We start from the raw sequence: 12,908 nt of genomic DNA, 5'->3' as shown, positions 1-12,908 counted from the left end.
TTTTTTAGTTGTATAGACGTGAGTACTACATCATCTATTGTATATAATAGGCGATGTTCGGTCAACCACATCGCCTATTATAATTATAAACATTTTGCGTCAAATTCCTACTGAATGTCAATAATAGCGGTTTCGCCCTTCTTAACATTTCCATCTTTTTTCAATTCGACTTGTTGCCCTTGTTGTAAGTTTGTAAAGACAATTGGTGTAATGATAGATGGTGCATTTTCTTTTACAAATGCAAGATCTACTTTTAATAATGGTTGGCCTTGTTTCACCTTGTCGCCTTGTGCTACAAGCGCTTCAAAACCTTCACCATTTAATTTTACAGTATCAATACCGAAGTGAATTAAAATTTCTTTTCCGCCTTCAGATTGAATACCAATCGCATGTTTTGTAGGGAATACATTGACAATCTCACCGTTCACTGGAGAAACTACTGTTCCTTCAGTTGGCTCAATTGCAAATCCGTCTCCCATCATTTTTCCTGAGAATACTTGGTCAGGTACTTCTGTAATTGGTAAGATTTTTCCTTCGATTGGTGATACAATTGTTTCATTTTCATCAACTTTTTGAGGAGTTTCTTCCACTTTTACAGGATCTTCTTTTTCAACATGAGGTGTACGACCTGACATAATATCATGAATTTGTGATTTTAATGTGTCAGATTTCGGTCCGAAAATAGCTTGAATGTTATTTCCAACTTCAAGTACACCAGCTGCTCCAAGTTCTTTTAAGCGGTCTTTGTTTACATTCTTTTGTTCGTTAACTTGAACACGTAAACGAGTAATACAAGCATCTAAAGAAGCAATGTTTTCTTTACCACCAAGTGCTACTAATACTTCACGAGGGAGTTCGCCTGCTTCTGCTTTTCCTGCGCCGTCATTTGCATTTGCCACTTCACGACCAGGTGTTTTTAGATTCCATTTACGAATTGCAAAGCGGAATCCGAAGTAGTAAATAACTGCTAGTACAAGACCAACAATAATTACCCACCACCATGCTGTACGGCCTGGTAGTACACCGAATAATAGGAAGTCAATTAAACCACCAGAGAATGTCATACCAATTTTAACACCTAAAATTTGCATTGTCATAAATGATAGACCAGCAAATACAGCGTGAATTCCGAATAATACTGGCGCTACGAATAAGAATGAAAATTCAAGTGGCTCTGTAATACCTGTTAAGAAAGATGTTAATGCTGCAGAACCTAAAATACCTGCTGCTAATTTTTTATTTTCTGGACGTGCTTCATGGTACATTGCTAAAGCTGCTGCTGGAAGACCGAACATCATGAACGGATACTTACCAGTTGTAAATGTCCCTGCTGTTAATTCTACACCGTCTTTTAACTGTGCCATAAAGATTTTTTGGTCACCACGGATTAATTCGCCAGCTGCATTTGTATACTGACCGAATTCGAACCAGAACGGTGAATAGAAAATGTGATGTAATCCAAATGGAATTAATGAACGTTCGATTAAACCGAATATAAATGCTGCGATTGTTCTATTTGCATCAATCATTTGATGTGAGAACGTGTTTAAGCCACCTTGAATGTATGGCCAAACGAAGCACATGATAATACCTACTATTAAAGAGAATGTTGCAGTTGCGATCGGTACGAAACGCTTACCTGCAAAGAAACCTAAGTATGATGGTAATTCAATGTTGAAGTATTTATTATAGCAATATGCCGCTACTATACCGACGATAATACCACCAAATACCCCTGTTTGTAGCGTTGGAATACCTAATACGTTTGCATACGCTGGATCTGCAAATCCAATTTTTACTGGGTCTGCTCCAGAACTTGTTACTTTCACTAGCTTATCTACTTCTAAGAACACACTCATCGTTTTGTTCATAATTAAGTAGCCGACGAATGCTGCTAAACCAGCTACTCCGTCTCCACCAGCTAAACCAATTGCTACCCCAACTGCGAATAATAATGCAAGGTTAGCGAAAATAATATCACCAGATTGTTCCATAATTTTTGCAACCATTACGAACCAATCTGCTTTTAAAGCAGGAATAACATTTGTTAACTGTGGATTTTGAAATGCATTACCAAATCCAAGTAAAATACCTGCCGCCGGTAAAATCGCTACTGGAAGCATTAACGCTTTTCCGACTTTTTGAAGAACACCAAAGATCTTCTTAAACATGGAAACCCTTCCTCTCTTATCTATATTGATACCTTCCGACAAACGCCAAAAAGACATGAGGAAAAAAAGATAGAACGATAGCTATACAAAGGGTAGTATATCCCTTTCTCTAGCTTACATTCCTTACTTTTCTCCACTCATGCCTGATCGAATCAGTAACACGTGTCAAAAATAGGTTTACGTATAAGTTCACTATAATTAAGGCAAACGTTTTCGTTACTCACCTTAATGTGTTTGTCGAAATTTGTATAACTTTGCAATAGTTATTATACATAACTATTGTAAGCGATTCAATCATTTTTTTTAACGTTTTCATTTTAGACAAAAATATATGGCTTTTTACACATGCTCTGCCTTTACTAAGCGTTGCAAGTGCATCGTTAAATAAATACTTTCAGCTTCATATACAGGTAGTTGCAACTCTTTTTGCATGACCTTAACTAGCTTCCAAGCCAAGTTATAGCAAGCTGGATACTCCGCCTTTAATAAATCAGCAAAACTTTGCGATTCCTCTACTTTTTCTCCTTTTTTCACCCTCTCAATAGCATATTGAAGATGACGAATAAGACGTAAATAATGAATGCTCTCTTGATCTAATGTAATTTGTAAGTTTGTCTCAATTAAAGATACAAGTTGTGCAATGAGACGGGAGTTTTGATTAACTGAAGATAAATCAGAATTTGTAAGCGAACTGTAAATGTGAAGTGCAATAAAACCAATTTCTCCTTCTGGCAATGTAATTTGCAAACGAGAATTTAAAAGTTCTACAACACCTTCCGCAATTTCATATTCCTTTGGATAGAGCATTTTTGTTTCAACTAAAAAAGGGTTATCAATTGTAAGTCCTTGTTTTAACCTTTTAATCGCAAATGAAATATGATCTGTTAACGCAATATGAATATGTTCATTTAGTGGCGATTTCGCTTTCCCTTGAATGTACAGCATAATATCGTTCATCAATTCAATTAATTTTTCACTAATATGCGGCACTAATAATTTGTATTGTTCACGATCACGTTCATTTTTTAAGACAAACATCTTTTCGATTTGTTCTTGCTCCAATACATCTTTCGCTTTTTTCCCAAATCCAATTCCTTTACCAATCACTACTACTTCCTCGTGTTCCGGATGGCTAGCAATGATGACATTATTATTTAAAACTTTTTTAATTTCTAGATAATTACTCATATAACACCACCCTCGTACTTAAATAGCCTACTTTTATGTTACAGAATATTCTTCTTTGTCGTCAATGTAAAACATCTGCCATTTAATAAAAATTCATTTTTTAGACATGTTTATATATGATGCGTATAATGTAAGAGCAACTGTACATAGAAAGGAGATAACAGCATGATTAAAATGTTTGTAAGTGATATCGATGGTACAATGATGCAACACGGAGGTCTTATTGACGAACAAGATGTTGCGGCACTGCGCAGCCTTGCCGAGCAAAATGTTATTCTTTGCTTCGCTTCCGGAAGACTTGATAATGAAATTGCAGACTTAATGAAAGCTGTAAATACAAATTTTCATCGCATTAGTGTAAATGGTGTTTTTGTATATACACATGAAAATAAACAACTATTATCTGCAACTTTTGATTCCAGCATACTTCCCGATTTGTTAGCTATGACGAATGAAGATCCTTATTTCCGTTATGTAAGTGATGAGCATAATTATTACATTGAAGAGAAAACACCTTTCATTCAAGAACTTGAACAACAAGTAACTATGACTTCTGTTGAAGAACCAAACTTACTACAGAAGATTGATGATACAATTTTCCCAAATAAAATTTCTGTCGGTGGAACAAAGGAGAGCTTACAACTCCTTCAGAAAAAAATTGATGAAAAATTCCACGGGAAAGTTAGTACTTTCATCTCAGCAGAACAATGTTTAGATGTAATGCCACCGAATGTTAGTAAAGGCTCTGCCATTTCTGTTTTATTAAATGAGTTTCAAATAAAACCTGAGGAAATTGCTTGTATAGGGGATTCTTATAATGACATTCCTATGTTTTCTTTAACTCCTCACAGTTTTGCTATGTCGCAAGCAGATGATGCAGTAAAAAAACACGCTCACTATGTAGTAAATCACGTCAAAGATGCTGTTAACCACGTAATTGCTCATAATAAAAATACGACTCATTCCTTATAAGGATGAGTCGTATTTTTATTTCTTTACATGTTAACCATTTTCAATTCCACTGTACTTCACAAACTGAAATATACTATTTGTTACGTGCGATATTCGTAATAAATTTATAACGATCTCCACGATAAATACATTTCACGTACTCTAGCGGTATCTCACCTTCTGAATATGACCATTGACGCATTACAAGTACAGGCGCCTTTTTAGGAATATGCAGATGTTCAGCTTCATTTTCCGTCGCAACGGAAGCTTCAATTGACTGAGTAGCGCTAACAAGTTTAAAGCCCAGTTTTTTCTCTAAATGTTCATATAAAGATTGTTGCAATATCTCTTCGTTAATATCTTTTACAAGAGCTGGCGACAAATATGTCGTCTCAAAAGCAATCGGTTCATCATCAGCTAAGCGAATACGCCTCACTTCATAAACCGATTCCCCCTCCTGTATTCTCAACCGGTCTGCTATTTTAGCAGTAGCTGGAACTAGGCGGAAACTAAGTAATTGACTACTTGGGTTCATCCCACGAGAAATCATGTCTTCTGTGAATCCCGTCATTCCTTGCAATTTTTGTTCCACTTTCGGAAGTTGGACAAATGTTCCAATTCCACGCTTCCGATATAAATAGCCTTGTTCCACTAAATTATTAATCGCCTGTCTGATTGTCATTCGACTCACTTCGAACTTATCACAAAGTTCATTCTCAGATGGGATTTTATCTCCCGGCTTCCATTCGCCGTCCTCAATTAGCTGTTTCACCCACTCTTGAATCTGATAATAGATCGGAAATGGTGAATACTTGTCGATGTTCATCAGCAATCGCCTCACTGCATAAAGATAGAGCTTCTTGATCAGCGATTACGGTTACATTCGGATGACGTTGTAAAACTGTAGCCGGACACTCTTCACTATATTCACCTTGCAATAATTCTTTAACAGCTTCTGCCTTTTTAGAACCCATAGCAACAAGTAGAACTTGTTTCGCTTTCATAATGCTTCCAATTCCCATTGTAATCGCATGAGTTGGCACATCTTCTTCTTTTTCGAAGAATCGAAGGTTTGCTTGGCGTGTAGATTCTGTTAATTCAACAATGTTTGTTGGAGAATTAAACGGTGTTCCTGGCTCATTAAATCCGATGTGACCGTTTTCACCGATTCCAAGAATCTGTAGGTCAACTGGGTTAGCAGCTAGAATGCTCTCGTAACGTTTGCACTCTTCCTCTAAATCACTTGCCATCCCGTTTGGTACATAAGTTTGTTTAAATGGAAGATGATCAAACAACTGTTCTTGCATGAAATAGTGATAGCTGTTTTTATCTTCATGTGGTAAATTTACGTACTCATCTAAGTTTACAGTGGTTACACGGCTTGTATCAAGTTTATTTTTTCGCATTTCTGCATAAATACCTAATGGAGAGCTTCCTGTAGCCATTCCTAATGTTGGATTTTCTTTTGTTTTTACAACTTCTTCAATTAATTTATAACCTGCTTCTGCTAATTCTTCTGGAGTTTTTACAACAAGAATATTCATTTAATTACTTCCCTTCCTTCATATGAATTCCTAAACGAACCGTATCATATACATGTAAATCTTCATTCATCACAACAAAGTCTGCATCTTTTCCTACCGCTAATGCACCTTTATTATTTAATCCAAACTCTTCTGCTTGGTTAACTGATGTCATAAGTACTGCATCTTCGATTGAACAACCTGTAAATTCAATTACATTTCGGAAAGCTTGATCCATTTTTAGAATACTACCAGCTAACGTTCCATCTTCTAATCGAGCACTACCATCTTTTACATGTACTGGCTGTCCGCCAAGCTCATATAATCCATCTTCAAGACCTTTTGCACGCATTGCGTCAGTAATAACACTTACTTTTTTCGGTCCTTTTAACTTATATGCTAATTTCACCATGTCAGGGTGAATATGAATACCATCTGTAATTACTTCAACCATTACATCTGGATTTAATAACACATGACCCACAACTCCTGGTTCACGGTGATGTAATCCACGCATTTGATTGTATAAATGTGTCGCATGTGTAATCTTTCTATTTTTTAGTTGCGCATCAATTGCATCTGTATGTCCCATTGTGCCAACTACACCAGTTTCAGCAAGATATTGTTCAAACTCTAATGCTCCCTCTTCTTCTGGTGCATATGTTACTAATTTAATTAAGTTCCCACTTGCTTCTTGCCATTGTTTAAATTGCTCAATATTTGCAGGAACGATATGTTCAAGTGGCTGTGCACCTGCACGTTTCTTTGAAACATAAGGTCCTTCTAAATGAATATATTCGAAATGCGCTCCTTTTTCTTTTGCTTCTTTCGCAGCAGTTAACGCTGCTTCAATTGCCTCTGGAGCTTGTGTCATTGTTGTTGGGAAGTAAGTTGTAACCCCTTCTTTTAACATTTCTTTACCTAGAGTTACTAACCCATCGCTATTTGCATCCATCGCATCAATATCGTATCCACCATGAATATGAACATCGATCATACCTGGAATTATAATCTTCCCTGTAGCATCAAAAACAGTTTCATTTTCTTGTGGTACATATTGAGCCATCAAACCAATTTCTTTAATGGTTTCTGCGTAACGAATAAATCCGTTTTCCACTATTTCTTGACCTGTGTAAATTTTGGCATTGATGACAATTTGCGTTTTCATTTTCATCGATCCTTTCCCATGAATTACCTACTTGTTATTATTACCTTATTTGCCTAGTTCCATCTTAATATACGCACGAGTAGTTGTCTATACATTCTAATGAAATTTCCTTTTTATTCAACAGAAAAGGAAATTTCTTACGTCTCTTATAATTATAATATATATTATTCATTTTTCCAAAAAGGGACAGTATCGCCCCCTAATATAGAAATCACTTCAACAATGGCATTAATCCGCTAGATTCTAACATAATATGTTCACCATCTGTTTCCATTTCTACTGTACGTTTATTCGTTCTATATACCATTATACCGTGCCTTTTTAAGCGTTTCACTACACTTTGGTGAGGATGTCCATACGGATTATTACTCCCGTACGATAGAATAGCAAACTGCGGTTCCACTTTTTTTATAAACGTTTCACTTGTTGAAGTATATGAGCCATGATGCCCCACTTTTAACACATCTGCATGGACATCAAATTGTTTTAATATTTCATGTTCTGTCCGTACATCCGCGTCACCCATTAATAAAAAATCCGCTTTTCCATATCGCACCTTTAAAACAATTGAGGATTCATTATTTTCATCTTTTGATTTCCCGTTGTTTAATACTTGTATAGAAACATGTGGATCCAGCGGTATATATTGTCCTTCCTTTACTGAAACGAAAGGTATCCCTCTTTTTTTTATATTATTCCGATACGTATGATAAGTAAGAGAACTATAGGTTTTTCCGCTATCTAGTATAAGCGATACCGGCATTTGCTCTACAATTGGAATTCCCCCCCCTATATGATCCATATCGGGATGCGTACTGACAATTACATCTAAATGATTAATCCCTTTCTCAATTAATTTCTGAATAATAACCTCTCCTGCTTCATAAGGTCCTCCATCAATTAACATTGTTTGTCCATTTGGCATTATAATAAGTGTTGCGTCACCTTGCCCCACTTTTAAAAAGCTCACTTTCATTTTACTAAGATGTTGCCGATGCATATGTAAAGGAGACGTAGTATGAATGGACATCATATACCTTTTAGCTGATGCGCTATTTAAAGAAAAACATAATAAAACAGAAACTAATAATAAAATAATCCGCATACCTCTCATAACTCGTCTCCTTTTTTCATTTAGTATGGCACTGTAAATAATTGATATACAAAAAAAGCTTAGCAAAATGCTAAGCTTTTATTTCGATATCTCTTGTAAGGAACCGAAGAATAAATCTGCTTCATTCATTTGTTCATTCTCTTCAGAAAGCGGTGGTAAATCATCTAATGTTTTCAATCCAAATGTGTCTAAAAATTCTTTTGTTGTTCCGTATAAAATAGGACGCCCTGGTCCTTCTGCTCTTCCCATTTCTTTTATAAGTAAATGTGAAACCAACGTTTGTAACGCCTTATCAGTTTTAACTCCTCTAATCTCTTCCATTTCAGTCCTTGTGATTGGTTGGCGATATGCAACAATCGCTAACGTTTCGAGGGCAGCTTGTGAGAGTGAAGCAGCTGTTGGTGTATCTATTAATTTTTGATAATATGAAGCATGTTCTTTCTTTGTAGCAAAACGATATACTTTTGCATACTGTACAATTTGCAAACCACGGTTTGCACCTTCACATTCTTGTTGCATTTCTTCTAAAATATTAATTGCTTCATTCATTTCAATTTCAAGAACTTTCGCTATTTGTTCTGGATAAATCCCTTCATCACCAGAAACAAATAAAAGGCCTTCAATAATTGACTTTTGTTCTTTCCTATCCATTTCACGAGCTCCTTCCTTCTATTTTCTCATAAAAATACACATCAAAAAACCGAATCACAATTAATGCGTTCGGTTCAATATTTTTTCTCTTGTTCCAAACGATACATTAAAACATAGCATGAGATAAAATGTTGCTATCCCATTTTCACATACTGGCTCTATGCAGATTTATTAGAGCTTGATACGAAAATTTCATCAAAATTATGTTCTTGCTCAATTATGATTTGTTGGTTTTTCATAAGTTCCAGAACTGCTAAAAATGTTACAACCATTATTTCACGTTCATCATCAACAAACAAATCATAAAAACTTTGGCGACCACCCTTTATTTTTAACTGTTTTAAAATATCAGTCATTCGCTGTTCAATTGGTATTTCTTGACGAGTAATACGTGTTGTTACAGGTTTTTTTGCCTTTTTACGGCGCATTAATTTTTGAAATGCTGCTAGCATATCATATAACGTAACATCAAGAGGTAAGCTTGTCTCCTCTTCTTGTTGCAACGATGTAAAGTCAATTGGTGGACGTGTATATAGCTGTGCTCTTTCTTGTTCTCTTTCTTTTAACTCAGTAGCAACTTGCTTATATTTCTTATATTCAATTAACCTCTCCATCAATTCTTGACGAGGATCATCTATAAAATCATCACCGTTATCAAGTACATCTTCTTCATGTTTCGGCAACAACATCTTACTTTTAATTTGTAATAACGTTGCAGCCATTACTAAATACTCACTTGCAACATCTAATTGAAGTTCTTTCATCGTATGCACATAAGATAAATATTGCTCTGTAATATCTGCTACAGGAATATTATATATATCAATTTCATAACGATGTATTAAATGTAACAATAGATCTAACGGCCCTTCAAAAGCCTCTACTTTAAAATTATATTGCACAAAGCATCCCACCACATTTTTTCTATAACAACATAAGTATAGAGCATACTCATGTTCTATCCAACCTTTTTAAGAAATTTAATTAAAAATAGACCGATGCCTATGTCATCATGCCCACCACTTCATATGATAACAGTGTAGTAAGAACAATGTAGGAGGTCAAAAAACTATGGGTCACGTTGATTGTGGTTTTAGCGGTGGGTTCGCATTACTTGTTGTACTGTTTATTTTACTAATTATTGTAGGAGCAGCTTGCTTCTGCTAATATGAACAATAACGGCTAGGGGGAAACCTCCTAGTCGTTTATTGTTCATATTTCTATGATACACTTATATGTATAACCGTTAGATAGGAGCGAGAAAACATGTATCCTACCGAATACATACAATTTTTAATTCATTTCCATGGAGATTATGACTATTTTGAATGCCACGAAATACTAGAAGAGTATTGGAAGACAAAACCAAGAGGTAATCGTGATCATTACTTAGTTGGTCTCATTCAAATTGCAGTTTCTTTATACCACCAAAGACGTGCTAATTGGAATGGTTCTACAAAAATGATGAAAAGCGCAATTACAATTTTAGAAAAAAGCGGTGTGCCTTTACAACGTTTAGGAATTAATCAAGTACAACTTCTTTCCTTGCTCAATGAAAGATTGCAATCTATCCATAAAAAAGAACGTTTTGTACCTTTATTTTTACCCTTATCAGATTCATCGTTAGAGAAGCAGTGCATAGAGTTATGTCAAAAACAAAACCTCTCTTGGAAAGACTTGAATGCTATCCCAGGTGAATATATTATAAACAAGCACACTTTGCGTGATCGCACAGAGGTCATTACTGAACGAAACGAACAATTACAAAAAAGAAAGCAGAGATAATAAACTACTTATCTCTGCTTTCACGAATGTATATTTTGTTCTAGCCCTTTACATTTTTCGCAAAAACTTGCTGTTTGCTCATTTCCGCAAATTGTAAACTCAAGAAATTTACTCTTTAACTCTTGAACCATCTTCGTCCCAATCCCCACATGACGATGAGACGGGTTCACACTCAAATGCTGAATTTCTAATACTTGATTCTCTTTTTTTACAATCCCCATTATTCCAACAAAATCTTCATTTTCTTTCCACAAATACAATTGCCAATCATCTTTTGCTTCATATTCTTTCATTGTCAATTGTAATGTTTTCACATCTTTTTCAGTTGGCATAAACGAAAGAAGCCCCATTGCAATTTTTTCATAACTTTTTTTAAAACGAATTAACATAACCCTTATCCCTTCTTACAAAAGTTACAAACTAGTAATCCCCTCAATCACTCTTTTCATATCACATTCATTTTACAATATTTTCAACAGAGTGAGAAGAGTCTAAAACAACTTGATAATCATACAAAGCGAAAAGAAGAAAGTCAAATCTATGTTTCAGCACTATTCCTTTAATAAATAGAGTTAAAAAGAAAATTTTATATGGAATGGAAAGAAACATATCATTCAACAGCACTTCATTTATAGTTACTCTAAAGCAGCACAATTCTAGCAAAATTAATATAACAAAAATATTTATTGAAACATATAATGTAATGTATTCTATGTAATTGGTTAAAGGTTTGTTCTCACAAACAATATATTTTAGCAACAATACTACTTGTATGATGAGCTGTAGAAGTAGTACTCAATCTCATTAAAAATAAAAAAGAGAGCAAAAGCTCTCTTTTTCCTTACCTTATTCTTCCCAAACTTTAACTTCTTTCATTACATCGCCTTGACGCATTTTTAATACTGTTTCAATACCGCTTGTTGCTTTACCGAATACAGTATGAACACCATCTAAATGCGGCTGTGGCTCATGAACGATAAAGAATTGGCTACCGCCTGTGTTACGGCCAGCGTGAGCCATAGAAAGTGATCCTACAAGGTGTCTATGAGGGTTTCCATCAGTTTCACATGGAATAGAGTAACCTGGGCCACCTGCACCTGTACCTGTTGGGTCTCCACCTTGGCTTACGAAGCCAGGAATAACACGGTGGAATGTAACACCGTCATAAAATCCTTGCTCTGCTAATTTTTTAAAGTTTTCTACTGTTTTCGGTGCTTCTTCTGGGAAAAATTCCAAGTCGATTTTTTCACCGTTTTCCATTAATATGTATCCTAAAGTTTTCATACGTATATGTCTCCTTTCAACTATCTCAGCACTATATTACCACATTCATGACTAGAAACAAAAAGAATCCGACAATCTAGATACTTCTTTTTTGAAATGTGGAAAAAGCTAGGTGACAAATAAGAAATATATACTATAATAACTTTGTTGCCCGAAAATTTTAGAAAGAGAAAGGGAGCGATTTTTCGTGAAAACGAAATTATTAGCTCTGCTATTAGCTGTAACGGTATTTATGATGCCAACAGCTTCATTTGCAGACATCATTGAGGGAGAATCAATTGTTACATTAGGAGAGAACTTATCCGAACAACAAAAACAAGATCTGTTAAAAGAAATGAAAGCACCAAAAGATGCTACAATTATCACTGTATCTAATGCGGAAGAACATAAATTTCTAGAAGGCATTGTTCCAAAAGCACAAATTGGTACGAGAGCAATTTCTTCTTCTATGATTACATACACAAAACCAGGATCTGGTCTTATTGTACGATCAAAGAACATTAACTGGGTAACAGATGCAATGTACACTAACGCTTTGATTACAGCAGGTGTAAAAGATGCAGAAATTCAAATTACTGCACCTTTTAAAGTTTCAGGAACTGCAGCTTTAACTGGATTAATGAAAGCATACGAAACTGCGTCCAATAAACAAATTCCTGAAGAAGTTAAAAAAGTAGCGAATGAAGAAATGGTACAAACAGCCCAGCTTGGTGATAAAATTGGTGAAGAAAAAGCAGTTCAACTTGTTGCAAAAATTAAAGAAGAAATTGCAAAAGAACAGCCAAAAACAACAGAAGATTTACGTTCATTAATTAAAAAAATTGCTGATCAACTCGGCATTACATTGACAGATGAACAGTTAGATAACTTAGTATCGTTATTTGATAAAATGAAAAATCTTAATATCGATTGGAATCAAGTTGGTAGTCAATTAAACAAAGCAAAAGAACACGTTTCTGCCTTCTTAGGTTCTGAAGAAGGACAAAGTTTTCTAGATAAAGTGAAAGATTTCTTCTCAAGTATCATTGATTTTGTTAAATCTTTATTCAAGTAAAAAAGAAGCCCGCCAGTGA

14 protein-coding genes are annotated in these 12,908 nt (G+C 35.1%); 4 read left to right on the top strand and 10 right to left on the bottom strand.

What is annotated here, in order from left to right:
- Nucleotides 1-107: 107 nt before the first annotated feature.
- Entirely contained in the window at nt 108-2,171 is a 2,064-nt protein-coding gene (ptsG, locus tag IQ781_RS22870; RefSeq protein ID WP_000473177.1) for a PTS glucose transporter subunit IIABC, read from the bottom strand.
- 339 nt (nt 2,172-2,510) lie between these two features.
- Entirely contained in the window at nt 2,511-3,359 is an 849-nt protein-coding gene (glcT, locus tag IQ781_RS22865) for a glucose PTS transporter transcription antiterminator GlcT (protein ID WP_000073860.1), read from the bottom strand.
- 165 nt (nt 3,360-3,524) lie between these two features.
- Between glcT and IQ781_RS22860 the strand changes: the two genes are divergently transcribed.
- A complete protein-coding gene (locus IQ781_RS22860) occupies nt 3,525-4,331 on the top strand; it encodes a Cof-type HAD-IIB family hydrolase (protein ID WP_000594243.1) in 807 nt (268 codons plus the stop codon).
- A gap of 73 nt (nt 4,332-4,404) precedes the next feature.
- Here the strand turns inward: IQ781_RS22860 and IQ781_RS22855 are convergent, their stop codons facing one another.
- The 6 genes from IQ781_RS22855 to scpA form a co-directional block, all read right to left on the bottom strand.
- Nucleotides 4,405-5,136, bottom strand: coding sequence for a GntR family transcriptional regulator (locus tag IQ781_RS22855; RefSeq protein WP_014894892.1), 732 nt, complete (start codon nt 5,134-5,136; stop codon nt 4,405-4,407).
- Complete coding sequence (gene nagB, locus IQ781_RS22845) at nt 5,066-5,854, bottom strand: glucosamine-6-phosphate deaminase (RefSeq protein WP_001024210.1); 789 nt, start codon at nt 5,852-5,854, stop codon at nt 5,066-5,068. Before nagB ends, IQ781_RS22855 begins: the two co-directional genes overlap by 71 nt.
- Nucleotides 5,855-5,858: 4 nt before the next feature.
- Entirely contained in the window at nt 5,859-7,001 is a 1,143-nt protein-coding gene (gene nagA, locus IQ781_RS22840; RefSeq protein ID WP_002179749.1) for an N-acetylglucosamine-6-phosphate deacetylase, read from the bottom strand.
- Between the two features lie 211 nt (nt 7,002-7,212).
- Nucleotides 7,213-8,115, bottom strand: coding sequence for a ComEC/Rec2 family competence protein (locus IQ781_RS22835; RefSeq protein WP_242808160.1), 903 nt, complete (start codon nt 8,113-8,115; stop codon nt 7,213-7,215).
- Nucleotides 8,116-8,193: 78 nt separating this feature from the next.
- Nucleotides 8,194-8,766, bottom strand: coding sequence for a segregation/condensation protein ScpB (gene scpB / locus IQ781_RS22830; RefSeq protein WP_000375168.1), 573 nt, complete (start codon nt 8,764-8,766; stop codon nt 8,194-8,196).
- A 158-nt stretch (nt 8,767-8,924) separates the two neighbouring features.
- Nucleotides 8,925-9,668 carry a segregation/condensation protein A gene (gene scpA / locus IQ781_RS22825; RefSeq protein WP_001199753.1) on the bottom strand — a complete coding sequence of 248 codons (744 nt, stop codon included), beginning with the start codon at nt 9,666-9,668 and terminating at the stop codon, nt 8,925-8,927.
- A 169-nt stretch (nt 9,669-9,837) separates the two neighbouring features.
- Between scpA and IQ781_RS22820 the strand changes: the two genes are divergently transcribed.
- Both IQ781_RS22820 and IQ781_RS22815 read left to right on the top strand, forming a co-directional pair.
- Nucleotides 9,838-9,933 carry a YjcZ family sporulation protein gene (locus IQ781_RS22820; protein WP_000510194.1) on the top strand — a complete coding sequence of 32 codons (96 nt, stop codon included), beginning with the start codon at nt 9,838-9,840 and terminating at the stop codon, nt 9,931-9,933.
- A gap of 99 nt (nt 9,934-10,032) precedes the next feature.
- On the top strand, nt 10,033-10,551 hold the full coding sequence (locus IQ781_RS22815; RefSeq protein ID WP_000283597.1) for a DUF309 domain-containing protein: 519 nt from the start codon (nt 10,033-10,035) through the stop codon (nt 10,549-10,551).
- Between the two features lie 20 nt (nt 10,552-10,571).
- Here IQ781_RS22815 and ribT read toward each other — a convergent pair whose 3' ends face one another.
- Together ribT and IQ781_RS22805 are read right to left on the bottom strand one after the other, a co-directional pair.
- Nucleotides 10,572-10,940 (bottom strand): GNAT family N-acetyltransferase RibT, encoded by a 369-nt coding sequence (gene ribT / locus IQ781_RS22810; protein WP_000908401.1) that lies wholly within the window; start codon nt 10,938-10,940, stop codon nt 10,572-10,574.
- Between the two features lie 457 nt (nt 10,941-11,397).
- Entirely contained in the window at nt 11,398-11,835 is a 438-nt protein-coding gene (locus tag IQ781_RS22805) for a peptidylprolyl isomerase (RefSeq protein WP_000853782.1), read from the bottom strand.
- Nucleotides 11,836-12,022: 187 nt separating this feature from the next.
- Here IQ781_RS22805 and IQ781_RS22800 point away from each other — a divergent pair, with 187 nt between their 5' ends.
- Nucleotides 12,023-12,889 (top strand): DUF1002 domain-containing protein, encoded by an 867-nt coding sequence (locus IQ781_RS22800; protein WP_000850515.1) that lies wholly within the window; start codon nt 12,023-12,025, stop codon nt 12,887-12,889.
- The last annotated feature ends 19 nt before the right edge of the window (nt 12,890-12,908 follow it).

The sequence above is a fragment of the Bacillus sp. N447-1 genome (genome assembly GCF_022701035.1).
Lineage (GTDB): Bacteria > Bacillota > Bacilli > Bacillales > Bacillaceae_G > Bacillus_A > Bacillus_A cereus.
Note: the sequence above shows the minus strand (reverse complement) of the source record. Positions and strands in the feature narration are given on the sequence as shown.